At 50.2% G+C, this 26,486-nt stretch carries 21 protein-coding genes; 6 read left to right on the top strand and 15 right to left on the bottom strand.

Annotation, left to right across the window (positions count from 1 at the left end; all coding sequences use genetic code 11):
- The first annotated feature begins 192 nt into the window (after positions 1 to 192).
- Positions 193 to 1,197 (top strand): DUF2092 domain-containing protein, encoded by a 1,005-nt coding sequence (locus tag ACJJIC_RS14215; RefSeq protein WP_445357245.1) that lies wholly within the window; start codon positions 193 to 195, stop codon positions 1,195 to 1,197.
- Positions 1,194 to 1,709 (top strand): hypothetical protein, encoded by a 516-nt coding sequence (locus ACJJIC_RS14220; RefSeq protein WP_252081766.1) that lies wholly within the window; start codon positions 1,194 to 1,196, stop codon positions 1,707 to 1,709. Before ACJJIC_RS14215 ends, ACJJIC_RS14220 begins: the two co-directional genes overlap by 4 nt.
- Positions 1,710 to 1,779: 70 nt before the next feature.
- Here ACJJIC_RS14220 and ACJJIC_RS14225 read toward each other — a convergent pair whose 3' ends face one another.
- Both ACJJIC_RS14225 and ACJJIC_RS14230 read right to left on the bottom strand, forming a co-directional pair.
- Entirely contained in the window at positions 1,780 to 1,974 is a 195-nt protein-coding gene (locus ACJJIC_RS14225) for a zf-HC2 domain-containing protein (protein ID WP_444886313.1), read from the bottom strand.
- Between the two features lie 4 nt (positions 1,975 to 1,978).
- A complete protein-coding gene (locus tag ACJJIC_RS14230; protein WP_252081768.1) occupies positions 1,979 to 2,599 on the bottom strand; it encodes an RNA polymerase factor sigma-70 in 621 nt (206 codons plus the stop codon).
- A gap of 248 nt (positions 2,600 to 2,847) precedes the next feature.
- Here ACJJIC_RS14230 and ACJJIC_RS14235 point away from each other — a divergent pair, with 248 nt between their 5' ends.
- Positions 2,848 to 3,906, top strand: coding sequence for a methyltransferase domain-containing protein (locus tag ACJJIC_RS14235; RefSeq protein WP_445357246.1), 1,059 nt, complete (start codon positions 2,848 to 2,850; stop codon positions 3,904 to 3,906).
- 45 nt (positions 3,907 to 3,951) lie between these two features.
- Here the strand turns inward: ACJJIC_RS14235 and ACJJIC_RS14240 are convergent, their stop codons facing one another.
- Entirely contained in the window at positions 3,952 to 4,938 is a 987-nt protein-coding gene (locus ACJJIC_RS14240; RefSeq protein ID WP_445357247.1) for a hydrolase, read from the bottom strand.
- Between the two features lie 189 nt (positions 4,939 to 5,127).
- The gene (locus ACJJIC_RS14245; RefSeq protein ID WP_445357248.1) at positions 5,128 to 6,342 is read right to left on the bottom strand and encodes an MFS transporter; all 1,215 of its coding nucleotides are present in this window, start codon (positions 6,340 to 6,342) and stop codon (positions 5,128 to 5,130) included.
- 117 nt (positions 6,343 to 6,459) lie between these two features.
- On the opposite strand from ACJJIC_RS14245, the gene ACJJIC_RS14250 reads away from it, so the two are divergent.
- Entirely contained in the window at positions 6,460 to 7,707 is a 1,248-nt protein-coding gene (locus tag ACJJIC_RS14250; protein ID WP_445357249.1) for an ArsB/NhaD family transporter, read from the top strand.
- A 51-nt stretch (positions 7,708 to 7,758) separates the two neighbouring features.
- Here the strand turns inward: ACJJIC_RS14250 and ACJJIC_RS14255 are convergent, their stop codons facing one another.
- The 4 genes from ACJJIC_RS14255 to ACJJIC_RS14270 form a co-directional block, all read right to left on the bottom strand.
- Positions 7,759 to 8,229 carry a DUF411 domain-containing protein gene (locus tag ACJJIC_RS14255; protein ID WP_445357250.1) on the bottom strand — a complete coding sequence of 157 codons (471 nt, stop codon included), beginning with the start codon at positions 8,227 to 8,229 and terminating at the stop codon, positions 7,759 to 7,761.
- Between the two features lie 22 nt (positions 8,230 to 8,251).
- Entirely contained in the window at positions 8,252 to 9,220 is a 969-nt protein-coding gene (egtD, locus tag ACJJIC_RS14260) for an L-histidine N(alpha)-methyltransferase (protein ID WP_445357251.1), read from the bottom strand.
- Between the two features lies 1 nt (position 9,221).
- Positions 9,222 to 10,505: an ergothioneine biosynthesis protein EgtB gene (egtB, locus tag ACJJIC_RS14265; protein ID WP_445357252.1), complete on the bottom strand. Its 1,284-nt coding sequence runs from the start codon at positions 10,503 to 10,505 to the stop codon at positions 9,222 to 9,224.
- 188 nt (positions 10,506 to 10,693) lie between these two features.
- Positions 10,694 to 13,240, bottom strand: a complete 2,547-nt coding sequence (locus ACJJIC_RS14270; protein ID WP_252081776.1) for a TonB-dependent receptor — start codon at positions 13,238 to 13,240, stop codon at positions 10,694 to 10,696.
- Between the two features lie 294 nt (positions 13,241 to 13,534).
- Between ACJJIC_RS14270 and ACJJIC_RS14275 the strand changes: the two genes are divergently transcribed.
- Positions 13,535 to 15,892 carry a penicillin acylase family protein gene (locus tag ACJJIC_RS14275; RefSeq protein ID WP_445357253.1) on the top strand — a complete coding sequence of 786 codons (2,358 nt, stop codon included), beginning with the start codon at positions 13,535 to 13,537 and terminating at the stop codon, positions 15,890 to 15,892.
- A gap of 488 nt (positions 15,893 to 16,380) precedes the next feature.
- On the opposite strand, the gene cysG is transcribed toward ACJJIC_RS14275, so the two are convergent.
- From cysG to ACJJIC_RS14310, 7 genes are all read right to left on the bottom strand, one after another.
- Positions 16,381 to 17,772, bottom strand: coding sequence for a siroheme synthase CysG (gene cysG / locus ACJJIC_RS14280; protein ID WP_445357254.1), 1,392 nt, complete (start codon positions 17,770 to 17,772; stop codon positions 16,381 to 16,383).
- A 90-nt stretch (positions 17,773 to 17,862) separates the two neighbouring features.
- Positions 17,863 to 19,146 carry a serine--tRNA ligase gene (gene serS, locus ACJJIC_RS14285; RefSeq protein WP_445357255.1) on the bottom strand — a complete coding sequence of 428 codons (1,284 nt, stop codon included), beginning with the start codon at positions 19,144 to 19,146 and terminating at the stop codon, positions 17,863 to 17,865.
- Between the two features lie 55 nt (positions 19,147 to 19,201).
- Positions 19,202 to 19,576 (bottom strand): fluoride efflux transporter CrcB, encoded by a 375-nt coding sequence (gene crcB / locus ACJJIC_RS14290; protein ID WP_444884728.1) that lies wholly within the window; start codon positions 19,574 to 19,576, stop codon positions 19,202 to 19,204.
- Between the two features lie 19 nt (positions 19,577 to 19,595).
- The gene (locus ACJJIC_RS14295) at positions 19,596 to 20,939 is read right to left on the bottom strand and encodes a replication-associated recombination protein A (RefSeq protein ID WP_444909495.1); all 1,344 of its coding nucleotides are present in this window, start codon (positions 20,937 to 20,939) and stop codon (positions 19,596 to 19,598) included.
- On the bottom strand, positions 20,932 to 21,543 hold the full coding sequence (gene lolA, locus ACJJIC_RS14300; RefSeq protein ID WP_444884726.1) for an outer membrane lipoprotein periplasmic chaperone LolA: 612 nt from the start codon (positions 21,541 to 21,543) through the stop codon (positions 20,932 to 20,934). Before lolA ends, ACJJIC_RS14295 begins: the two co-directional genes overlap by 8 nt.
- An 89-nt stretch (positions 21,544 to 21,632) precedes the next feature.
- Positions 21,633 to 23,975, bottom strand: a complete 2,343-nt coding sequence (locus ACJJIC_RS14305) for a DNA translocase FtsK (protein ID WP_444909494.1) — start codon at positions 23,973 to 23,975, stop codon at positions 21,633 to 21,635.
- Between the two features lie 98 nt (positions 23,976 to 24,073).
- Positions 24,074 to 25,111 (bottom strand): class I SAM-dependent methyltransferase, encoded by a 1,038-nt coding sequence (locus ACJJIC_RS14310; protein ID WP_444884724.1) that lies wholly within the window; start codon positions 25,109 to 25,111, stop codon positions 24,074 to 24,076.
- Positions 25,112 to 25,512: 401 nt separating this feature from the next.
- Here ACJJIC_RS14310 and trxB point away from each other — a divergent pair, with 401 nt between their 5' ends.
- Positions 25,513 to 26,454 (top strand): thioredoxin-disulfide reductase, encoded by a 942-nt coding sequence (gene trxB / locus ACJJIC_RS14315; protein ID WP_444909493.1) that lies wholly within the window; start codon positions 25,513 to 25,515, stop codon positions 26,452 to 26,454.
- Positions 26,455 to 26,486: the final 32 nt, after the last annotated feature.

Genomic DNA, 26,486 nt, shown 5'->3' on the forward strand with positions numbered 1-26,486 from the left:
ATTCTGGACTCTAGCAAACATGTCAGGATAGCTCAAACAGAAAACCCTCTCAGAATTTGTGCACCGCCAACGGCTTTGAGAAATAGAAGCCCTAGTCAGCAAAGTGAGCCCCCTGTCCATTTGGTCACCCTCAACTCCTCTACACTGATTTTGATGCCATTAACTTGAGTTTGTACCGGGAGGTATCTGTATATGCTTGCCCCTCATCCACTTGGCTGCCACACCAGAGCAATGCTTCTTGCTGTGTCAATAGCCTTAATTCCGGCCGTAGTTGCACAGCCCACTCCCCCGCCGCCTCAGCCAGGTAGTCCGCCGACCCAGGACCAGCAGGGGGGCTCAAACAATCCACCGCAGGGCCAACCCCCAGCTCCTAGTGACAATACTACCGGTCAGGGCCAACCCCCTGCGCCACCGGGAGACACAACCGGTCAAGGTCAACCCTCTTCACCACCAGATACCTCATCTGGACAAGGGCAAAGCTCTCAGTCCTTGGCGGGAGTTGACCAAAATGGTGAAGCTATTGATCCCAAAGCCATGGAGGCACTGAAGGCAATGGGAAAATACCTGGCGAGCATGAAGATGCTGATGTTCAAAGCCAGAATTTTTGCCGATGTAGTACTTGAGAATGAGCAAAAGTTATTGATCGGGGGCAAAGTCAGATACATGGCAATGCCACCAGATAAACTGCGCGTGGATATGACTACTGATTCAATTACTCGGAACTTTATTCACAATGGTGGCAAGTTCACCATGATTGCCCCGCGCAATGGTTATTTTGCAGAAATGGAGGCCTCTCAACCCACCTCCCAAGTACTCTCCAAGGCAGCAAAGGAATACGGCATTGAAGTACCTTTTGCAGACCTTCTGGAATGGGGGCGCAAACCGGACGCCTGGGCAGGGATCAAGGAGGGCTTTCTGGTTAACTCTCCCAAAGTTAACGGGCAACGTACCAAGCACTGGGCTTTCCGTTCGGAAAACCTGGACTGGGAGATCTGGATCCAGGTTGGTGATAAGCCCCTACCACTTCGCATATCCACCGTTAATACCCGCGATCCAGCCAAGCCGCGCTTTATCGCGACACTTAAATGGATGAAGACCAAACCAGAAGCGGCAAAAGAGTTCACTCCAGCTACCGGGAAGCACAAACAAATCCCGTTTAAAAAGGCTGAGCCAAACAAGCAGGAGGCGCCACAATGATCCATGCTAAGCATCGTAAGTCGCGAGCCTTGTCACTATGGGCGGCACCACTATTACTCTCCGGAACTCTGCTCGCCGCAGTGTTCAGCTCTCAGGTGGAGGCGCGCGAGCATTTTGGTGGGCGCGGCGCGCATTTTAATGTGGGTGGACACTTCAATGCGGTTCGCCCAGGACCCGGAGGAGGCTTCCACGGCGAATTTGCACGGGGGGACTTTGAGCGCAGGTTCCCAAACCATCCACCATTTCACCCTATTCGCCCGGGGCACCACCGTCACCCTCCTTACCCTCCACCCTGGCGCCCTCGACACTGGCCCTATCCAGGCCCTAGATATTGGGGGGTTACTGCCGTGGGTGTTGGTGGCTGGCTCTACACACTACCTCCAAGCTGTGTCAGTGTGACGGTCGGTAATGTGACCTATGAGCGATGTGGGTCTTATTGGTATCAACCCCATTTCGTGGCAGGGCATATCGCCTATCGGCATGTAGGAGCACCACGGCGGCCGCGGCGATAGCTTGAAATTCTTCCAGCGCCTAACTGAAACTCCCTGTTGGGTTTATGGCGCTGGGAGACTTATAGGAAAGTTAGTCCTCTGTTCTTTCCGGCCCACCCTCGGCATAGGATTTACTGATACCACGGAGGATGCTGAGCTGTTTGCCAAAGTTTCTACATGGGGCGCACATTGCCAAATGCAGCTTAAGGCTGGCCTGCTCTCGCAAGTGCAGCCTGCGCTCCTGGGACTCCGACATCAACCGCGTAGCTTCCCGGCACGATTTCATTGACTCAGCCCTCCACGCCAAACCAGTTATCTTCCAGGCATTCACGTAATCGCAGGCGCGCCCGGTGCAGTGTCACATTTAAGTTGCTCACCGAAATCTCTGCTGCGGCACAGATCTCGTGGCTCTCCAGCTCAATGAATTCTCGCATCATAAATATTTGCGCCTGACGGGAAGGCAGATGATTGAGGCATGCATCGAAGATTCGCCAAAAATGCTTGTCGTGAATGGCCGACTCGGGGTCTGCCCATTTCTTTGGTCGCTCATCCTTTCTCCAGTGGCCGGTTTGATCAAATAACTCGTCGTGATCGTGCTCCTCGCGATCGCCACGCACCAGCTGGTCTGCATCAACAAAGCGCTGCCGTTGTCGCAAAATGTCGGCAATTTTATTCTTCAAGATGGCAAACACCCAGGTTTTCAGGGCCGATCGCCCGGTAAAGCTGCGGGAGTTTTTCAGGGCTCCCATAAGGGCCTCTTGCACAGCATCTTCAGCCAATTGGGCATCCTGCAACTGCAAGCTGGCAAAACGAAGCATCTGCTGGCGCAGATCCACCAGAAACTGGGGGTTCTGCAAGGATTCCTCAACTCTTGGTTCAGGCGAAGCATCAGGGGCAAGGTAATCGCTCAACTACGTTCCCTCATAAAATCGAAGCGGAGACCGGCGATATTAACTAAAAAGCGAGAATTATCTAACAGCCAGCTCACCCTGACACCAAAAGGCAACTTAATTCCCTCTGCCGGTACTAACAACACAATCACAAAGTTATTAGTCGTGAAGCAGCGGGACTTGTTACAAAAAGAAAGGACAGGTAAAAAATAACCCTCGAATGGCGCCCAGCGCCCGAAAGGAAAATCACTCTGCGAAAGGTATGCTCCATGCATGATATTGTTCAGGACTACTACGGACGCCAGCTAAAAAGCACATCAGATCTCAAAACTGATGCCTGCTGCGATGCCAGTGCGGTGCCAAGTTGGTTGAAGCCGCTACTAGCCAATATACATCCAGAAGTCCTATCCCGCTATTACGGTTGCGGGCTCGTTTGTCCCCCGCTTTTAGAAGGCTGCAGGGTTCTCGATCTTGGCTGTGGTTCAGGTCGCGATGTCTACCTCCTCTCCCAACTCGTGGGAGCAAGCGGTGAAGTGGTCGGCATTGACATGACCGATGAACAACTACAAGTTGCCCGCCAGCACCAGGATTATCATGCGGAAAAGTTTGGCTATGACAACATCACCTTTCTGCATGGTTATATCGAAAAACTGGATGAACTCGGCCTGGAACCGGGTAGTTTCGATGTTATTGTCTCCAATTGTGTCGTGAACCTCTCTACCGACAAAGGGGCCGTGTTACGAAGCCTATATCAATTATTAAAGGAAGGTGGGGAGTTTTACTTTTCCGATGTGTATGCCGATAGGCGTGTCCCTGACACCCTGCGCACGGATCCGGAACTCATCGGCGAGTGCCTGGGTGGCGCTCTCTACTGGAACGATTTCCTCGAACTGGCCCAGGACAGCGGCTTCCGCGATAGCCGACTGGTGGAAAGTCGCCCACTGGAAGTGACCAATGCGCTTCTGCTTGCCCGCTGTGGTAGTGTTCGCTTTTACTCCGCCAGCTACCGTCTTTTCAAACTGGCAGGCTTGGAAAAGGACTGTGAAGACTATGGCCAGGCTGTAGTTTATAAGGGGAGCATTCCAGAACTACCGACTGAATTTGTACTAGATGGGCACCACCGGATTGAGAAAGGGCGTGTGTTTTCTGTCTGCGGTAATACGTGGAAAATGCTGGCAGAAACGCGCTTAGCTCCCCACTTTGACTTTATCGGTGACTTCTCCCAGCACTTCGGTTTATTTCCCGGTTGCGGTCGAGAGATGCCTTTCTCTGAGGGGGCTACTAACCCTTCAATAAGCAGTAGCGACACTGGTAGTCAGTGCTGCTAACCGTCTGACCCAACTACTCAGCGTCGCAACAGCGACGCCGAGTATTCAAGCTCTATTCCGCCGCATGACAAAGTCGAGAAATTTGGGGACTCTATGTTCGAGCCAATAATTCGGCCGCCACACAGAACCCCCAACAAATCCCACATGCCCCCCCTGTAAAGTGACTTCTAACTGCACCATGGAGCTCACTTCTCTCTTCTCGGGAATAGCCGATGGACAAACGAAGGGATCATCCACAGAGTTTACGATCATCGTTGGCACCCCAATTTCCCGTAAAAGATGCTTGCTAGATGCCTTGGTGTAATAGTCATCAACATCCCGGAACCCGTGTAAGGGCGCGGTAAAGGTGTTGTCAAAGCACCGGAAGTTGGCAAAGACCGTAGCATCATCCACATTTGGCAGAGCTGCCGCCATACAGGGGTCTTGCGCCTTTTGTTTGAGAGTGAGGCGCAGGCAACTCAAAAGATGGCGCTGGTAAAGTCTGGAAAGGCCAGTATTAATCTTGCGACTACACGCATGGAGATCCATTGGAGAAGATATCGCCACCGCCGCAGCCACCGGGCTGCAGGTTCCATCCTCCCCCAACATCTTAAGCAGTACATTGCCACCCAACGAGTAACCCACCACCGTAATTGGGGTCAGGGGTAACTCCCCCCTCAGCTGTTCTACCAACCAACGTGGATCCTCACTATCTCCACTGTGGTATGCCCGGGGCAACCTGTTTGGCACACCCCCACAACCGCGGAAGTGCATGACAGCAACCTGGTAGCGGCGTGCGAGTAAGGATTCCATCATACCCTGGACATAGGGAGAAGCCACCGAGCCACCTAGACCATGGAGAATCAAGACTAATGGGAGTTCAGGGTCATCAACCAAAGGGCGAGGAGTGAGTAGTGCGAGACAATCCCCGTCCGGTGTTTCATACCAACGGCACTGGGTTTCTATCCATGGAGCTGGGCGATGCACACGGCCAAAGACGGTTTGAATATGACAGTTTCCAAGGCCTGTGGCGGGGATAAACTGATCAGTCATATACCGGATTCCGCTATTGCTATTTACCTGCCCTACTCTGCTCAATTTAGGCACTTCTATATAGAGACCAAGCAGAGCTGGCTTCGCGAAGCATGAGGGGTAGCTATCCCTCGAAAATATTGCGCGAATATCATCAGTATATAACCTGCGAGGACATATGTTGGGAGAGGCGACGGGTATCGTGTGTTATTACTGCAGCTGAACCCTAGTTTTGGACATGGTTTCAGGCACGAAGATCAGAAAGAAGGTTGCGGCAATAGTGGCAATCCCCGCCAGCGATAAGAACGCGGCGTTATACCCGAAGTACTGAACAACATATTCTGCCGAGAAATTACTGCAGGCAGAACCAATACCCACTAAAGCAGCCATGGCGCCCTGAGTAATGTTGAAGCGTCCTGTACCCTTAGTAAGATCGGCGCACATCAGAATGATGATCACCCCAAAGATGCCGTTGGCCACACCGTCTAACGACTGTATAGCCACTAAAAAGAAAGGGTTATCTGTAGACATAAACAAGAGCGCACGAATTGGGTTAATACAAAAACCGATCATAAAGATAACTTTACGTCCCCAGGCATCGGCTTTGGCTGCACACATTAGTGACATCAACATCATCCAAAATTGCGCAGCAATTATGCAGGCAGAGGTAAAAGCAATGGCCTGGTTCACATTCGAATTGAGTGACAGCTTCTGGCTGACCAGAGGCAACATAGCCGCATTGCCAAAATGGAATAGAAAAACACTCACAGCCAAAGCGATCAGGCGTTTATCGGTAAGCAATACAGAAAAACCGGCAGGCTCCCTTTTTCCCGAAACATCGCGCCGTTCGCCTCCCCGTGCTCGAATATGATCAATTGAATGAGCAGGAATAAATCCAACTGAGATAGCCATTAATACGCCCATAACGGCCATCAACCAGAAAACCCCTTCCGCAGCGATCGTTAGCGCTACAATTCCAGCAATCGCCGCAGCAAATACATTGCCCGCATGATTGGCCGCCTGGTTGGCACTTGTCTGTAATGTAAAAGTCTTATCACTACAAACTCCCAGAGTAATGGCTGCAATAGAGGGAGCCACGAAAGCAATAGCCGCCCCCATTAACACCTGGGAGCCATAAATGACAGGTTTGTGATTGGCCAGTGCAACAATAGCGATAGAGACAATCGCAATAATGATTCCGCAAGTTGCTATTAGCATACGCTTAAAGCGGGTGCTATCAATAAAAGCCCCTGCGGGTGTTTGTAATAAAACCGTGGTGATGCCACCAATAGCTAAAACAATGCCAATATCCCCTGGCTTCCAGTGCATAGCTGACAACAGGTATATCGCCAAATAAGGACCTAAACCTGCAACCACATCTCCCGCGAAGAAGTTCGTAAAAAGAAGAGGCTTGTTTAAACTCATAGATAAGTCTTATTGTGGGATTTATCAGCCCAGGTGGATGCCCTGACACCAAGTATAAGAAGCGGAGAATGATTTTTAGAGTAGCAGTAAGCAGAGACGACATCCGAGGCTGCGCCAATGTCCCTTAGCCTGATAGTATCGGCGATCATCTTCTTAATGATTGCTGCCCGGCAGTGGCTCCCCTCCACGATTCGCATCTGGCATATTATGACCCTTGGTGCGATCGCTTTGCTGCTCATGCGTCAAATTACCTTTAGAGAGGCTTTCTGGGCCATAGATTGGGATCTGATATTATATTTATTCTCGGTCTTCTCTATTGCCTCAGCTCTGTACGATACAGGGATATCCGCGCAAATCAGCCATCGGATTCTTTCAATCAAGCATCCAAGTCTTGTATTAATAAGTTATATCCTCGTAATGGCAATTTGTGCAGCCCTTCTTACCAATGATGCCGCTGCTGTAATCGGTGTACCCATTGCAATTGTACTTGCACGGAATATGAAATGGGGACTGATTCCACTCCTGATTACACTCTGTGCAACAGTCACAATTGGCAGCATGGTATCCCCCGTAGGCAATCCCCAAAACATACTGATTGCCAACGCAGGGAACTTCGACAATATGTTTGTCGTTTTTGCCCAGTGGACTCTTGTACCCGCTATCGTCACTATGTTTCTGTCCATGCTATGGCTGAAACGTTTTTTCAAAACCAGCGATATAATCAATTACGAAGCTAGTAAAGAGTACAGTGAGACGGAAAAGGTTACGCAAAAGTGGCCGGCACTTTTATCTGCAGCCCTATTATTAATCTTTATTGTCCTTGCCAGTATCCTACACAACGTGGATGGCATATATCACCCAAGTATTGGGCAAATCGGGCTAGCCGCTTGCTTGCCGATATATTTGGCCAGCCATGAACGCAGACGGATATTAAGAGAGGTAGACTGGCCTACTCTTTTTTTCTTTGTTTCTATGTTTGTTGTAACCGGATCACTTCTACAATCTGGCTCTCTCCAGCACTTCCTGAAAATGGGCAATATTGATTTAGCAGAACCAGAGACCATAGCTTTTGTCAGCTTCTTTGCAAGCCAGCTATTCTCCAATGTACCAGTAGTAGAGATCTACCTTAACCTTTTGCATCAACGTGACCCCCAAACCTTAATGATGCTTTCCGCAATATCTACAGTTGCCGGCAACCTGTTTATTATTAGCGCGGCCAGTAATGTTATCGTGCTACAGCAGGCAGAGAAATTCGGGGTAAAGCCTTTTAATTTCTGGCAATTCTTTTACCTGATGCTGCCAGTCAGTTTTATAAGCGTACTGATAAGTTATATCTGGATTCTCTGGTATGCATCCTGGCAGTAAACAGCAACAAAACCTACAGTAGTGAGTCATAAAGAAGCCATTTAGATATACTTAAGCTTTTTTAGGTTTCTCTATACGCGCGTATAAACGGTAATCGCCATTTTGGAGCAACAAATAGATATTATAAGGTTCGAATTTTTCACCATCTTCCATTCCAGGGCTCCCAACCGGCATCCCTGAAACTATTAGCCCCACACTACCCACTGGCGGTGAGGCCAGGAAATTCTGGATATACATAGCCGGAACATGCCCCTCAAAAACATACTGATCGCGCCATACCGCTGTGTGGCAGCCTTCCATTCCTCTAGGAATACCCCATTTACGTTTAACCTCCTGCATATTCACTTTAAAAACAGAGGTGGCCGTGAAGTCCTTTTCCTTTAGGTGCGCCATCCATTTTTTACAGCAAAAACATAAAGGATGCTTATAAACAATAAGTTCCGCAGCGTCATCACCGCTTTCTGCGACAGCACCACCAACTAGTGCGATAGCAAATAGAAGCAATAAAAAAATCCTTTTCAACTGCCACCTCTTTATTCAAATTTTAAATAGCCTGAGCGTAATGAATCACATAAGTCTTAGCAGAATCCTGCCAAAAGCAAACGGACTCAAATCCACTGTGAGCCAGTAAACTCTTGAATCCAGCAATTGAATACTTGTGACTATTTTCAGTATGGATTGTTTCCCCTTCAATAAAGTCTATACATGTATCCGCTATAGAAACACTGTGGTTTTTAAGACAAACCAAGTGCATTTCCACTCGCTGACGCAACGGGTGGTAAAATGCTCGATGCGCGAATAGAGAAAGATCAAAGTTTGCTCCTAGCTCAACATTGATCCTTTGCAGAAGGTTCAGATTAAACCGCTCAGTAACGTGATCACTATCGTTATAGGCTCGCTCTAAAATCACAGAATCCTTGACCAGGTCTGTACCAATCAACAAGCCATCGCCAGCATCAAGGTTCGAGGCAAACAATTTCAAGAGGCACTCCGCCTCCAATGGCTCAAAATTTCCTATTGTGGACCCCGGAAAAAAGATAACTTTTTTTCTTGAGGAAACATGAATAAGCTTGTTCCATACCTCAGATTGGGAAAAATCACCCACCTCACTCCACACCTGAACTCCCGGCAAACTCTTTTTGATCCGTTTTCCTGCCTCCAGTAAAATCTCGGGAGAAATATCTATTGGGCAGTAGCCCCTGGGGGAATCCATAGCATCAAGAAGCTCTTCTACCTTCTCACAATTCCCTGCACCTGGTTCTATCAGCAGTGTTTCAGGTCCAAATTTTTGAGCAATTTCATCCCGATAGGTTGTAAATATATCCGCCTCATTTCGGGTCAGGTAGTAATCTTGTGAATCGCAGATTTCCTCAAACAGGCGTGAACCAACTTCATCGTATAAGTATTTGCAGGGCAATGTCTTTCTTTTTCTCCCTAACCCTTCCAAAACATCCTCCAGGAATTCATTATTCTGGAGTTGATTCTCAATAACTGTCGATACGGCTGCTTTCACTTTAGTCTCCTGCCAATCGGACACCGGTAAATTGCCACGCTTGATGTGGATAAAAGAAATTCCTGTAACTGATTCTGATATGATCAGATGGGGTTGCGAAGGATCCTCCGCGCAAGACCTTCTGGTTACACATGAATTTGCCGTTGTACTCGCCAACTGCATCCTTGTGGGCCTTAAAACCGTGGTATGGCAAATAAGCACTAGAAGTCCATTCCCACAAATCCCCCAAGAACTGGGTATGGCCATTTTGAGCCGCCAAGGGCTTCAGATAACGTTTTTCCAACAAGTTGGCACTGGCAAGCTGATTTACTTGTCGCAAGTGACAAGCCGCTGCTTCCCACTCAAATTCTGTTGGCAGTCTTTTGCCGGCCCAGGTGGCAAAGGCATCCGCCTCATAAAACGAAAGGTGATGCACAGGTTCAAAACCATTCAGAGGTTGTAACCCATGTAACGTATATTGCTGCCAACCGTCTTTCGTTTCACGCCAATACAAAGGATGTTTCTGAGCGTTCTTTTGCACCAGTGACCAACCATCCGACAACCACAGGCGATGCTGTTGATAGCCTCCATCCTCAATAAACTCCAGATATTCAGCGTTACTGACTAAACGTGAAGCAATTGAAAAGTCAGGCAGAAACTGTTGGTGTACAGGCCCTTCATTATCAAAAAAGAAATCCTCCCCATCACTACCGATACCATAGAATCCGCCGGGTATTTCCAGCCAGCAAAGTGCAGCAACACTCTCAGCTTCTTCTTCGTGAGTATTATCACAATAAGCAGGTGCCATTGGATTCATCGATAGAGCATGCTTGATATCAGTCAGCAGTAATTCTTGATGTTGCTGCTCATGATTGAGGCCAAGATCCAGCAAAGCACTAATGGTTGAAGTAATGGGGGCTATATCTAACAGCTGTTCTATTGCCGTATCTACAGACTGGCGATAGGCGTAGATGCGCTCAATTCCAGGCCTGGAGATTACCCCCCTTTGCGGTCTGGAGTATGGGGTACCCAAACTGTTATAGTAGGAATTAAAAAGATGGTGAAAATGCGGGTCAAAAAGCTGGTAATTGGGGAGGTAAGGAGCGAGTAAGAATGTTTCAAAAAACCAGCTGGTGTGCGCCAGGTGCCACTTGGTTGGGCTCGCATCCGGCATCGACTGCAGCTGCATATCCTCGACAGATAAAGGTGCAGCAAGACACTCTGTCTCCCCCCGCACCCTTTGATAAGCTAAAAGAACCCGCTGCTGTAACTCTTCCAGAGATACTTCACCTGCAAATATTGTCATATCAATTATCAACTACGATAGAATTCAGTTCTATTGAAATCATCATACGCAGTTTTAGGCGTATTCCTAAGAGCTTGCAGAACTACACGACCTAATCCACGCCACTTTATTCAATTAAGAAAAACTCATGCAAAAAAAAGGGCCGGATAACCGGCCCACACTCTCGTCATGCTGACATGAATAATGAATTAAAATCGTGCAGTAAAATCTGCGCCATACATTCTCGGCATAAAACGCCATGCCGGGCTCGCCCCGATCGCAGCACCAGTGCCACCATAACCCCCAGCGATTTCCTCATCGGTTAAGTTCTGCACCCAAAGGGCTACTGAATAGTTATCCGATGCGCTATTCCAAGCAGCACGTAGATTAAATAACTGATAATCATCCACGATGCGGGTTCTATCGGTGATGGAGCCGATGCGCTCATCCGTCCAGTTATAATCTCCACGGAATACAAACTCTCCACCTGAAGCTAAATCCACTGTGTACTCAGCCATCAGGTTGAGCTTACTTTCGGGAGTGGAAACCCTGGCCTGACCAACCTTGGAGTCTTCCTCGGTTTCACCAATAGCCGTAATAATTTGATAGTCTGTGAATTCAGTGTCCAAGTATGAATAATTACCGGCAATGAACAGACTATCGGTGGCGGCCCACTGCACTTCTATCTCGGCACCGGTCCCCTCAGCGTCGGCATTTCTCAGGTTGTAGCTGGGGATTGGGTAACCGACCAGATCCAACTCCTGAAGGTTTTTATACTCATAGGTGTATACAGACGCATTTAGACGCACGCGGTTATCAAACAGGCTACTCTTAAGCCCCACTTCCAAATTGACGACATCTTCCTGATCAAATGAGGATTCCACACCTGGACCAAAGTTAAGGCTGTTAAATCCGCCGGCCTTAAAACCATCCGCCAAGGAGATAAAGGTCATCATCTCATCAGTCCAGCGATAGTCGAGCACGATGCGGCCGGAAATATCACTCCAGCTATCACTCAGCTTGGAATTTAACTCTGTTTGACCATTGTTATAAAAGGCGATGCCAAAAAGCTGTGAGCCCAGGTCAACTGTTGGCAGTGTGATACTGCCGACTTTATTGCCATTTTCATCTAGGAGATCCACGTCTCCGCCAGACAATGACAGCGGGATACTGTTGCCATAGGCGGTTTGAATAGTGAAATCTTTCTTATCGTAGGTGTAGCGGGCACCGACCGTCAGATCCATTTTGTCGGTGATACTCCAGGTCATATCGCCATAGAGCGCTGTAGAGCGATAATCACCAGTGTTGCGCACACTCTCGTTCCAAGGGGCATCAGAAGCTATCCAGGGCTGGAAGCCTGCCATCATCTGCTCTACAACCTGATCCGCCCTGAGCATACTGCCACTTACCGGCGCTCCTAGCGCATGAAGTAACGCATCCACCTGGCCACTTTGCAACATCAAGTCATAGACAAAAGTCGCACTGGCAACGCCTTCCAGCCCCATCGACTGCAATAACTGCCGATTCATAACCGCCAGGTCTTCCTGCTCTGTTTGGGTCAATTCTGGAAAACTCTCTTTGATACCTTCGTAAACGGCAAAAGATTCAACAGAACCGGTAGTGAAATAAGCGTAAGTTGTGTGGTCCAACTCCTCTTGGGAGTATGAGGCTCCCAGAGTCCATTTAATCGAGTCGGTAGCACCGTTGAGGCGGAATTCCTGCGAGAACTGGCTTTGGTCATCTGTATTCGCAGACCCAAACATATGGTCAGGATTGGCTGTGCCATCCTCGTCCTGCTGCAGGTGCGCATCAAACTTTCGATAAGCCGTGATCGAGGTAAGGGTAAAGTTATCGAACTCTTTGCTAACGGTCAGGGAAGTGCCGAAAGAATCTCGATCTTCAATGGTTGGTGTATCCAGAGCGTAGTCCCCGAATACATCGGTTCCCTCTTTTAGGCTGGGCACAATAGTTGTGCGCAACGCACTACCCTGATCCATTACGCCATAGTCTGCCCGCCACAGCACCTCAATATCTTCCGCAGGCTCCCACAAAACAGATGCCCGGTAGGTCTGGGTATCCTGATCCCCTACTGAAAAACCACCCGCCAAATTATCCGCAAAGGGGTCTCGGCGGTTAGTGGATGCGGAGAAACGAGCGGAAAGCGTATCGGTTAGCTGGCGATTGAGAAGCAGATCGGAGGACTGGCGGCCATAATTACCAGCGGTGAGATTTAGCTCGACGGTATTATCTGCCTGGGGCTTGGTGGTAATAATATGAATGGCCCCACCCGTAGCATTACGCCCAAAAAGCGTACCTTGTGGGCCTTTCAGAACCTCCACTCTTTCTATATCCGTCAGGGGAATTTCGGCGCCTGCACCGCGACCGGTGTAGACACCGTCCACATAAACAGCAACGGCCGGATCGGATCCCACGGTCCAATCGTTGGTTTGAATACCGCGGATACTGTATGTTGGCTGCAAAGCGGTATCGTTGTGCATCTCGACACCAGGCGTATACCGGCCTAGATCCGTGAGATTTTTGACACCCGACTCTTTTATATTTTCCCCGGTAAATGCGGAAATCGCGATCGGTACTTCCTGTAGGTTTTCCGCTCGCTTTTGTGCTGTAACTACAACTTCTTCAATTTCTGCAGCTTGAACATTAGCGCTCACAGCTGTAAAGAAGGCAATAGCGCCGGAGAGGATAGAGAGGTTAAATTGACGGTTTTTTACGGTGCTACCAACATCGTGCATCATCGCGTCCTCGCATTTATTGTTATACAGCGTGATGTATTGGTTTTTTATTTTTGTTATTCCACGCCATCTTACGGTCGCCTTTTTGGATTTAAAACCCCGACATGACCTTTTTCTTATGACTGGTCAGTTTTGTGAAGGATTGCGCGAAAAGACAGGTTAATCGGCGAAAATAACTATCTATTATCGTCACGAAAAGTTACTAAGGTGTGTTCTCTAGTAACTTATATATTTACGGATTCTATAAGGTCCGATTTTACCAACGTCCATTTCATTAACCGCTATACGGGAAAAACTATGGTGCGTTCGTCTTATTTAAAAAGTCGTGTATTGCCCTTACTCGTTGTAATTTCGGCACTCATAGCACTCACTCTTCTCGCAGTCTGGGGTTGGTGGCGACAAAGCCTGCCATCACTCGAAGGAAGTATTGTCACAGGGCAACTACTAGAACCTGCATTAATTCACCGGGATAAGCAGGGTGTAGTAATTATTCAATCCGATGACCGCAATAGTAGCGCTTTTGCCCTGGGCTTTTTACATGCCCAGGAGCGCTTTTTCCAGATGGACCTGTTGCGCCGAAGCTCCGCCGGTGAGCTGTCTGAATTGGTAGGAGCTGCCGCACTAAAGAAAGATAAAAAGGTCCGTAGACACCAGTTTCGCAAGCGGGCAGAGAGGAATATTGCGGCAATGCCTGAAGACCAGCGCCAACTTCTCAACCACTATGTTCAAGGGGTAAATTTTGGCCTGCAGTATCTGAACGCTAAACCCTGGGAGTATTTGCTTCTGGGGCAAGAGCCCAGGCCATGGAACGCAGCAGACAGCCTGCTGGCAACCTTTAGCATGTACTTAACATTGCAAAGTGAAGAGGGCAAGTTTGAGCGGCGCGATACCGCCTTAGCAGATCTGTTACCCCAAGATCTCTATGCTTTCTTCTTTCCCGCCGGAGGTATTTGGGATGCCCCTCTAATTGGCGAAGCGGAATCTCTCGATAATATTCCAGAAACGCCTATTTCCTCATTACTGGATAAAAACGATCCCATTGCCTATCAAGCCATGCAGAGTGATGACAAAGTTTACGGCAGTAACAATTGGGTTGTTGGGGGAGCTTTAACAGAACATGGTAGTGCCATACTCGCGAATGACATGCACCTGGGACTGACTGTACCCAATATCTGGTTTCGTGCGGGCTGGAATATTCCTGGAACTGAAAGAAGTATCCGCGGTGTGACCTTGCCAGGAGGCCCAATTGTGGTAGCAGGTAGCAACGGCGCAGTTGCCTGGGGCTTTACCAATACCGGAGCGGATTGGGGTGACCTTATCCCACTGGAATTAAACTCTGATGCAACCCAGTATCTGACCCCGGATGGCTGGCGAGATCTCTCTATCGAACAGGAAACCATAAAAGTAAAAGGTGCCAAAGATGAAACCATAGCAGTAGAAAAAACCGTCTGGGGACCTGTTATCGGTAAAGACCACCGGGGAACCCCCCTCGCCTACCGCTGGGTTGCCCACGATATTTCCGGTGGCAATATGAACTTGCTGCAGATGGAATCTATTACCTCCGCCAGCGAGGCATTAGACCTGGGCCCAGACATCGGTATTCCTCACCAGAATTTTGTTGTAGGCGATAAAGAAGGCAATATTGGCTGGACAATCGCTGGACCCATTCCCAAGCGAATTGGCTTTGATGGCAGCCGTTCAGTAAGTTGGGCCGGTGGGACTATTTACTGGGACGGATATCTTACTAAGGAGGAACAGCCGCGAATTTACAACCCAGACAACCACCGCCTTTGGAGCGCAAATGCCCGCACCCTGAGCGGTGACTGGCTTAAGATCATGGGCGACCATGGCTATGCTCTCGGTGCCCGCCAGCAGCAGATTCGCGACAGCCTACTTGCCCGCCAACAATTTGATGAACAAGCACTATTAGATATACAGCTGGATGATCGCGCTATTTTTCTTCAGCGATGGCAGCAACACCTCTCAGAACTTCTACATGACCGGGAAGGCTATGACGAAGCCTACAAACTCGTTCGAGATTGGGGCGGACGCGCCAGCGCTGACTCGGCTGGATACCGAATTGTGCGCAACTATCGCTTAAAGTTTATGGAGCTTAGTACCGCTCCTATTCTTACATTTATGCGAAAAACCCAACCGAACTTTTCCTTCGGTCAATTAAAACGCCAATTTGAGTATCCGATCTGGACTCTTGCTCAAGAAGAACCTCAACATTTACTTAACCCCGACTTTGAATCCTGGACAGCTCTGAAGCTATCTGCACTTAACCAAGTACTGGATAAAATGTCGACGGGCGGGCTCCCGCTATTAGAGCAAACCTGGGGTGAACAAAACACGGCTTCCATTCGACACCCATTGGCAAGAGCAGTCTCGGCCATAGATTGGTTTACCGCCATGCCCAGAGACCAATTGGCAGGGGACACCCACATGCCCCGCTTCCAATCACCAACCCATGGTGCCTCCGAGCGAATGGTTGTCTCCCCTGGGCGCGAAGAGCAGGGTATTTTTCATATGGCTACAGGGCAAAGCAGTCACCCGTTATCCCCGTTTTTTGACAAAGGCCATGAAGATTGGGTCGAGGGAAACCCCTCCCCTTTTATTGAGGGGGAGAGCCGCTATCAGCTCAGGCTGCAATAACTGCCGTAACTGTACTGAAAATACTGATAAAAAAGTTATTCAGGCCTATCCCCACCCACACTCGCTGCGGCACAAGCCTGTGCCGCTAATGCCCATGACAGGATTTTTAGATTAACCATTGGAAACAGATATCAAGCAGTCTCATCCAGAATAGCGAATGACAGGAAGGTGGTAAAAAAAGCTAGGCCAACCACTAAAGGTAAAAGTGGAAAGCACAGCATAACCAGAGAAACGCCTATCCATAGCCAGCGTACTAACGCCTTCTTTTGGCGATATTGGTATCTATAGCGGCGGGAGTCATGACTTAATAGGCCAATTTGTGGAAACTCGGGCTGTTGCGGGAGAAAGAATCGCACAAAATTAGTGCAATAAAAGCAAATTATCGTCAGCAGCATGACACAAATACCTGACGGAAAGACCTTCTCAGTATAGGTCTTACCTAGGTAGTTTCAGGCCTGCACAATAGTAATTAGCCTGCCAGAGCCCATTTAGCTCTCGCTGGATTGGTACCAGCTGAGTTTTTTATGCAGCCCCACCACACCACCAATGATGGTGAGTGTAGGCGCCCGTACAGCTTTTTCTTTGGCAAGTGTGGGAAGCGTGTTGAGATCACCGATGATCACCCTTTGTGCCTTGGTAGTGCCTTTTTCAATCAGCGCCGCTGGCGTGGCCGTCGGTAGGCCATGCTGAACCAGCTCTGTACATATTGTTTGCAGGCCCGTTAATCCCATATAAAAAACCAGGGTTTGGCTACCGGAAGCCAGCTCTTTCCATGGCAGGTCGAGACTACCTTCTTTTAAATGGCCCGTAATAAAGCGTACCGACTGTGCATGATCTCGATGAGTCAGCGGAATCCCCGCATAGCTAGCACACCCCGCTGCAGCGGTTATTCCCGGTACCACCTGAAAAGGAATTGAGGCGTCAGCCAGTTTGTCGATCTCCTCTCCACCACGCCCAAAAATAAAGGGATCACCACCTTTCAGGCGCAGAACTTTCTTTCCCTGCTTGGCCAGATCAACCAGTAACTGGTTGATATCATCCTGGGGTACGGCATGAAATGCCTTTTTTTTGCCGACATAAATACGCTCGGCATCTCTTCGGACTAAGTCCATAACTTCTGGAGAAACCAGGCGGTCGTACAGCACCACATCCGCTTGCTGCATTAGTCGCAACGCGCGGAAAGTTAATAAATCGGGATCTCCGGGGCCACCCCCAACCAAATAAACTTCTCCAAGCGGGTTGGGGCTCCCCTGCCAATCTTGCAACGCGCCCAAGAATTCCCTCTCTGCATCTGCCAGCTGACCCGCTTCCACCCGACGGGCAACAGGCCCAGCAAAGACCCATTCCCAAAAATTCTTACGCCGCGCCTCCGGCAACGCCTGCTTCACCTGTGAGCGCATACGCGAAGCGAAATCAACCAGTGATGCGAGCCCAGGGGAAAGCAATGCCTCAAGCTGGGCGCGAATGCGGCGGGCGAGAACTGGGGCCACACCACCACTACTGATCCCGATGGATAGATCGCCACGTTCGACAATTGCGGGGAAAGTAAAAGTGCACAATTCCGGAGCATCCACTGCATTTACCGGCAAGCGGCGCCTCTGCGCATCCCTGGATACACAGCCATTGACCTCAGAGCTGCTCGTTGCCGCAATCACCAAGTCGGCCAGATCCAAATGCTCAACAGAATAAGTTACCCGATGCCACTCTCCATCAGAATCAACCACAATCCGGTGCAATTCTTCCGTGATATCCGGGGATACCACCAGAATCCGAGCTCCCGCCTTATGCAACAAGCGGGCCTTACGTGTGGCAATGGAGCCTCCGCCAACGATTAAGCTGGGGCGATTTTTTACATCGAATGCAAGAGGGAGATAACGCACTGATTAATCCATCAAACAAGCAGTCGGGTAGTATTTTACCCAGAAAAGAAAAAAGGCGAACATAACGTTCGCCCTTTTAAGTCACTGCGCTCAGGCAGCGGAGATTACTTCCTGACCACGCATATAAGGGCGCAGCGCTTCAGGGACCTCGATACTGCCATCCTCGCGTTGGTAGTTTTCCAGCACTGCAATCAAGGTGCGCCCTACTGCCAAGCCGGAGCCATTCAGTGTGTGTAACAATTCCGGCTTGCCGGTTTCCGGGTTGCGCCAACGCGCCTTCATACGGCGAGCCTGGAAGTCACCCACCAGGGAGCAGGAAGAGATTTCGCGGTACTTGTCCTGAGAGGGAATCCAGACTTCGATATCGTAAGTCTTGCGCGCAGCGAAACCAATATCACCACCACACAACACTACAGTGCGGTAAGGCAGGTTCAGCTTTTGCAGGATCGCCTCAGCATTTTTGGTAAGGGTCTCCAGCGCTTCCTCGGACTGGTCCGGGCGCGCCGCCCACACCAATTCCACTTTTTCAAACTGGTGCTGGCGAATCATGCCGCGAGTGTCGCGGCCGTGTGAACCGGCCTCAGAACGGAAGCAGGTTGTATGCGCGACCAGCTTGTGCGGCAAAGAATTACTGTCCTCGACAATATGATCGCGATACATATTAGTAAGAGGCACTTCTGCTGTCGGAATCAGATAGAAGCCACGCTCATCGGTCAGCTTAAACAGATCCTCCTCGAACTTTGGCAGCTGCGAGGTTCCATACAGGGAGTCACCATTGACGACCACCGGTACGTTAGTTTCTTTATAACCATGCTCCTCAATGTGCGTATCGAGCATGAGTTGGGCGAGAGCACGGTGTAAACGCGCTACTTCACCGGACATCACAGCAAAGCGCGATCCAGTAAGTTTTACCGCCATCTCAAAATCGAGACCGCCAAGCTGGGAGCCGAGATCTACATGGTCTTTGATCTCAAAATCGAAGCTACGGGGTTGGCCCCAGCGACGTACTTCCACATTGTCATCTTCGCTCTCGCCTTCGGGCACCGAAGCATCCGGCAGGTTGGGAATTGCGGACAGAATCGAATCCAACTCTTCCTGCAACTCAGACAGCGCCTGCTTGGCATTTTGTAACTCGCCCCCGAGGGACTCGACTTCTTTGAGCAGCGGAGCAATATCTTCTCCGGCGGCCTTAGCTCGCCCGATATTTTTCGACTTGCTATTGCGCTCGTTTTGCAAACTCTCGGTGCGCACCTGCAGCTCTTTACGGCGCTCCTCGAGGGCTTCCAGTTTGGCAGTATCCAGTTCCACACCGCGTTTTTTCAGGGCCGCGGCCACTTGGTCCATATCCGTGCGAATCAGTTTGGGATCGAGCATCGTTTCCAGTTCGCCTGTAATCAGGCTCCTACAACAGAATTAAAATAAATATTGGTTAAAAATAACGCGTCGCTAAGGCGACTGCGGCTCCCGTGGCCGCCAGACAGCAAATGAGACTGCCGACAATATAGCCAAGGGCCATCAAAGGTTGGCCATTGTGCCACAGTATCAAGCTCTCTAGGGAGAAAGTGGAAAAGGTGGTCAGTGCACCGAACATTCCTGTCATGATTAGCAGGCGCCACTCCTCTCCGAGCATTGCTCTATGGGTGATCAAAATGTAGGCGATGCCAATCAAAAATGATCCAAGCACATTCACGATCAATGTACCCAGCGGGAACTTCCCACTGAATACCGGATAGCTCCAGACGCTTATCTGGTGACGAAGTATTGCCCCCAAGGCACCACCTATGGCGATGGCCAGCCACTGCATGGTCTTTTACCTTAAATCCTTATGGTTTCTTCTTATAACGTTGCTGCTCACTCTCACTGTTAAGCCTGCGCAACACTTGCAACTTTTCGGAAATTTTTAACTCCAGCCCACGGGGAACCGGCTGGTAATACTCTCTGTCCGCAATTTCTTCTGGGAAGTAGTTTTCCCCCGCGGCGAAAGCATCTGGCTCATCGTGGGCATAGCGGTACTCGGCCCCATGCGACAAACTTTTCGCCAACTTCGTGGGGGCATTGCGCAAATGCACCGGCACCTCGTAGCTGGGATCACGGCGCACATCCGCCACTGCACGCTTATAAGCGCTATAAACTGCGTTACTTTTCGCCGCGACAGCAAGATAGGTAATTGCCTGCGCAATGGCCAGCTCTCCTTCGGGACTACCGAGACGCTCCTGTACATCCCAGGCATTAAGAGCCAATTGCAATGCTCGCGGGTCGGCATTGCCAATATCTTCACTGGCCATTCGCACTACCCGGCGGGCAACATATAAGGGATCACAACCACCATCGAGCATGCGCACAAACCAATAAAGCGCGGCATCGGGGTCTGAACCCCGTACCGATTTATGCATGGCGGAAATTTGGTCATAAAAATAATCACCGCCCTTGTCAAATCGACGCACGTCGGCGCTGAGCACTTCACTGAGCACATCCTCATCGACCAGCAACCTACCGCCCTCTTCCCTGGCCAAATCGCAGGCGACTTCCAGCAGGTTCAGGGCACTGCGCGCATCCCCATCGGCCGCGCGGGCAATCTTAGCCAAAACCTCTTCCGGGATATGAACATTGCGCTCGCGCAGTTGATCATCCGCCTGCTGCGCATACCCAAGCAGCCCGATAAGATCTTCTTCGGGAATACTGCGCAGTAGATACACACGGCAGCGGGATAAGAGGGCGTTGTTCAGCTCAAAAGCCGGGTTTTCGGTTGTAGCACCAACAAAAGTCACCGTGCCCTCTTCTACATAGGGCAAGAAGGCATCCTGCTGCGCCTTATTAAAACGATGTACTTCGTCGACAAAAAGAATGGTATTGCGGCCTGACTGCATGCGCTGTTGCTCGGCCTCTGCTACTGCCTGCCGAATATCCTTCACCCCCGCCAACACCGCTGAGAGAGTAGCAAAGCGCGCATCACACTCCTCGGCTAACAGCCGGGCAAATGTGGTTTTACCGACGCCCGGTGGTCCCCACAGAATCATTGAGTGTAACTGGCCGCGCTCAACCGCTTCCCGCAACGGCTTTCCCTTCCCCAATAAATGCGATTGGCCCACATAGTGGGCCAGAGAATTAGGCCGCATTCTTGCGGCCAGCGGCTGATGCCGTTGCGGGATTTGAAACAGGTCACTCATCTTTGATTATGTCTGTACCAGCGGGCGGCTTGAAATTAAAGATGGACTCGGAAAGTTTCGGGTTTGCTTTCAAACTGTTGAAAACAATCTCCGTGCTCTGCCCCATGCTGTCGCGCACTTTCATAGCAGATGGCAGACCATTTTTAGCAAAGCGGATTTCCATAGACTTGAACGGCGCCTTTGGATTTTTTGGCGTCAGCTGATAAATACCGTCCTTTAAAGCCACATCGAATGATTTACGAATATCCTCAACCTTACCGCCGAGTAGTAAAGCTGGGGTCTCTTTCATACGCTCATCCACCGGACGTATAGTGACCTGCTCAAGATCCGGATCATAGAGCCAAAGGGTTTTATTATTCGTTACCAATAACTGGGCGTATGGCTCGCCGGTTTTCCAGCGCAACTTGCCTGGCCGCTGTACTGAAAAACTACCATTGCTTTTTTGAGATACCTTACCGCGCTCATCAATCAGCGTTTGCTTAAAGTTTCCGGAAAGGGAAGACAACGGTTGCAGGAGTTTGCCGAGCTCTTCTGTAGCATCGGCCCAGACTGCACTGCTCGCAACGGTCAATACCAGCAGGAAGTTGCGCAGAATATTCTTCATCATCGATTTCCAGTATGTTGATTTCCCTAAAGATTAGTCAGCGGGAAGTGAACCGCAGCTTAACTTTGGATGGCGCCGCCCCTCTTTATTTAGGCTGGAGGCGGAGCCAGTACCTCACGGTTGCCATTATGCCCCGCCGGTGAAACGACTCCGGCAGCCTCCATGGCATCGATAATTCGCGCGGCGCGATTGTAGCCGATGCGAAGCTGGCGCTGAACTGAAGAGATGGACGCTTTGCGTGATTTCGTGACAAAGGCAACCGCTTCATCGTAAAGAGCATCAGCCTCAGGGTCATCTTCATCACCGCCCTCAGACTGCAGGCCAGGCACTGGAATGCTGTTGTTGCTGTCATCAACAATGCCGTCGATATATTCGGGTTCTCCGCGCCGTGTCCAGTCCGCGACAACTTTATGCACTTCATGATCGTCCACAAAGGCGCCATGAACCCGCACTGGTACCCCACTGCCCGGAGGGAGGTAGAGCATATCGCCGTGACCGAGCAGCTGCTCGGCACCGCCCTGGTCTAGGATTGTGCGGGAGTCCACCTTGGAAGAAACCTGGAAGCCAATACGGGTAGGCACATTGGCCTTGATCAATCCGGTAATCACATCCACTGAGGGTCGTTGAGTAGCTAACAGCAAATGAATCCCCGCAGCACGGGCTTTCTGTGCGATACGGGCAATCAGCTGCTCCACCTTCTTGCCAACGATCATCATCATGTCGGCAAATTCATCAATAACAACCACGATTGCGGGCAGTGCCTTAAGTGCAGGAGCGGTTTGCTCTTCAGCCGGAACGCTGGAAGCAGGATCCGGTTCCCACAGTGGATCTAAAATCGGCTCACCAGCTTCCTCTGCCTCTTTTATCTTGCGATTAAAGCCCGCTAGATTGCGCACTCCCATCGCCGCCATCAATTTATAACGACGCTCCATCTCGCCCACACACCAACGCAAACCGTTGGCTGCATCATTCATATCGGTGATCACCGGAGTGAGCAAGTGGGGAATACCCTCGTACACCGATAGCTCCAACATCTTTGGATCCACCAAGATCAGGCGAACCTCATCCGGAGTAGACTTGTACAAAAGACTGAGCAACATCACATTGATGCCCACAGACTTACCAGATCCAGTGGTACCGGCAACCAGGAGGTGGGGCATCTTGGCGAGATCGGCCACTACCGGTTGGCCGGAAATATCGTGCCCAAGTGCCAATGTCAGGGGGGACTTGGCATTCTCATAGACATCGGCGGACAGCACTTCACTAAGACGTACCATCTGTCGATTTTCATTGGGAATCTCAATACCCACCACCGATTTCCCCGGGATCACCTCCACTACGCGGACACTGATTACCGCCAAAGATCGGGCCAGGTCTTTGGCCAAGTTTGAAATCTTACTCACCTTTACACCCGGCGCCGGTTGGATCTCAAAGCGGGTTACCACAGGACCGGGCAATACCGATACAACTTCGGCTACCACACCAAAATCTTTAAGCTTCAGCTCCAATAAGCGCGACAGGGCTTCGAGGGATTCCCGGGAAAAGCCCGGTTTCTTATTTTGATCGGAAGGATCAAGCAAGCCTAAAGGTGGCAATGTTCCTGTAACAGGCCCGCCCTTGAATAATTCGCCTTGCTTTTCTTTAGACGCACGGGGGCTCTGCTTGGGCTTTACTGGAGCCGCTTCAATCTTGGGGGGAATTCGCTTGGCGGTGCGCTGTTTCTCTTCTTCCACTGCAGCTTTGCGCACGACTATGGCTTCCCGCGCCACGCGCTGTTCTGTGCGCTTCAGGCGCCATTGCTTGTAGTAACTGCTCAACCAGGCGATAAGCCCTAACACATTACGACCAATGGACTCGGCCAACTTGAGCCAGGAAAGGCCAGTGAATATCGTCACACCAATGGCAAAAATCGCCAACAATAAAATGGTCCCACCAACATAACCAAGACTTCCCTGAAGAGAACTTGATAGCGCGTCTCCAATGATTCCGCCGTTGGTGAAAGGCAGAGGATCGTCAGCGGGAGAAAAACATAGTGTGGCCAAAGCGGCACCACTAATTAACAGAAGGAACAGACCAAAGACTCTCAGCGCAAACAGGGGAGCATGGAAACGTGCATTGCGGTCGCGTAAGATTTTATAAGCACGCAAGCCAATCAACAGGGGAAACAGATAGGCCATCCAACCCAATAGAGAAAGGCAGACATCGGCGAGCCAGGCGCCTGCAGGACCAATGGCATTGTGAATTTTGCCTAGCTGCCCGGTATGGGACCAACCTGGATCTTGGGAATCGTAACTGAGCAGGCTGATAGCCATTAATAGTGCCCCTGCCAGCAGGCAGATTAACGCCCCCTCTCGGACCAAACGGGCGACGAGTGAATCCGGCAATGCACCGCTCTTTTCAGAATTTTCTCCGGTTGCGCTTTCGGCCTTCAATGGCTTACCTCAATATTCTTTGCTGTTGCTTTCTGGTACTTGTAACAAACGGAAATCGCTACTTGAGCGATTTCCTCTGTGGCCTAATTATCTTTGATTTATGCTGGTTTGTATGTGCGATATATACAAGCCGGGATCTTAAGGGAGATATCCTCTCCAGTATCCCGCCAACACAGCGAATCTCTTATCTCTTGGGGCACTCTGTCGCGGGCAAAGTTGTTCAGTATTTCTAGTTTGCTGGAGTCTCCACCCAGCTCGGCCCCCAGGCTTGCTCGGGTGCTGTAAGTGAATTCAGCCTGAAATATTTCCTCACACCCTCTGAACCCAGCACTTTTAAACAGCCAGGATATCTGGTCCTGCCTGGGGAAGTAGCGGTTGAATGCTTGAGATTCGCAACCAGCCAACATGCTGGTTTTTCGTACGATATCTGTAAACACATCCTGTATCACACCGGAGGCCGGCAGCAATTGCCAAATAATAAAACGCCCCCCTCGCTTCAGGACCCGAAAGACATTCCTCATTACCAGCGGTTGGTCCAACTGGGGCACTTCGTGCAGCCCCATTTTGAGTACCACCGCATCAAAAGATTCCTTTTCATAAGGCAATGCCCTGGCATCACCCACAGTAACATCGACAACCCTTTCACGCACTTTTGAGTTGATACGCTTGAGCTGGGAGTGGTGGGTATCGCACATACTGAGGGCGAGCCCCATTGACTTTTTATCACCATACTCCAACAGCAACTGGCTGACCGCGCCACTACCGCTCATTAAATCCAGTACTTTATTTCCCTCTCTGAGATCCAGCGCTTCGAGTAGCTTTGCTTTCGACTCGGGTGAAGCCACGAAGGCATCTAAAGCATCATGGGAAAGGACATTGTACCCATCCGCCACAATATCGCATCTGACCTGCAGCTTCAGGGATGCGAACAACTCCACTAAATCTGGAGGGCCATGCAAACTGGCAATATGGCTACCATCAGGCCCTAAATCGACAGAAAGCCTCAAGGAGAAAGTGTCATCCAGGATTTCCGACACAAATACCTGTGCTTCATTACTGAGACTGAAGGTAAATGTGGGGTGGCCAATCAAATTGCTGCCCAGATTCAACGGTACTATTTTTCTGCCCTGCCTCATGGCTTCGCCCTTTGGCCGTTGTTATGCATCCCAAATTTGGCTAACTACCAAAAGGATGAAAACACCTCCTCCGAGCCCTCTTGTGACCAAATACAAATACTTTATAAGTCGTACCGAGCGGACTTCACATCGAATAAATCGCAATTTATTCAATAAAAACAATGAATTATTCTCAATTATTGATGTCGTTTCTGGGTATTGAGAGCCGGGTCGACTCGCTGCAGCGATCTAAATAGCACTTCCCAATGGCATAAATTGAGGCAAACTATTTCGTCGAATTGTCACTTTCGCCTATTATATCGGCCAATCTAATAGCTTTGGCTGATCAAAATATGGCCGGCTAGGTGGACTCCCAGTTCTCTGGGTAAACTTTGCACACAGACAGGTTTAAAGAGAGTTTCATGAGCAACAACCATCATCGACTGATTATTCTCGGTTCTGGCCCTGCAGGCTACACAGCAGCCATTTACGCAGCCCGCGCAAACTTGAATCCCGTTGTTATTACCGGTATGCAACAGGGTGGGCAGTTGACCACCACTACAGAAGTTGAAAACTGGCCCGGTGGCATCCCCGAGCTGCAGGGCCCCGACCTGATGGTGCAAATGCAACAACACGCCGAGCGCTTCGACACCCAGATTATTTTTGATCACATCGAGTCTGTAGATCTGAACAATCGCCCATTCACTTTGAAGGGCAATGAAACCTATACCTGCGACGCCCTAGTCATCGCCACTGGTGCCTCAGCTCAATACCTGGGCCTACCGTCTGAAGAAGCCTTCCAGGGTCGTGGTGTCAGTGCCTGTGCGACCTGTGACGGTTTCTTCTATCGCGATCAGAAAGTAGCCGTTGTGGGCGGTGGTAATACCGCAGTAGAAGAGGCCCTATACCTGTCCAATATCGCCAGTGAAGTTACCCTGATCCACCGCCGTGACGAGCTTCGCGCCGAGAAGATCCTTCAGGATCGCCTGATGGAGAAGGTGGAAAACGGCAATATCAAACTTTGCTTTCACCACACCCTCGACGAGGTTCTTGGTGATGACAACGGAGTAACCGGCCTGCGCGTTCGCAGCACCCAGGATGACTCCACCAAGGAATTGGAGGCCGCCGGTGTATTTATCGCGATTGGCCACAAGCCCAATACCGGCATCTTTAAAGATCAGCTTGAAATGAATAACGGCTATATCATCGTGCAAAGTGGCCTGGAGGGTAACGCCACTCAGACATCTGTGCCCGGCGTGTTTGCAGCTGGCGATGTATCTGATCACATCTACCGCCAGGCGGTCACCTCCGCTGGCACCGGCTGTATGGCAGCCCTGGACGCCGAGCGTTTCCTCGACGCCTAACAACTGCTTCTCACCCGGGTAGCCTCAAGGCT

Source organism: Microbulbifer mixtoriginis (SeqCode), assembly GCF_052468275.1.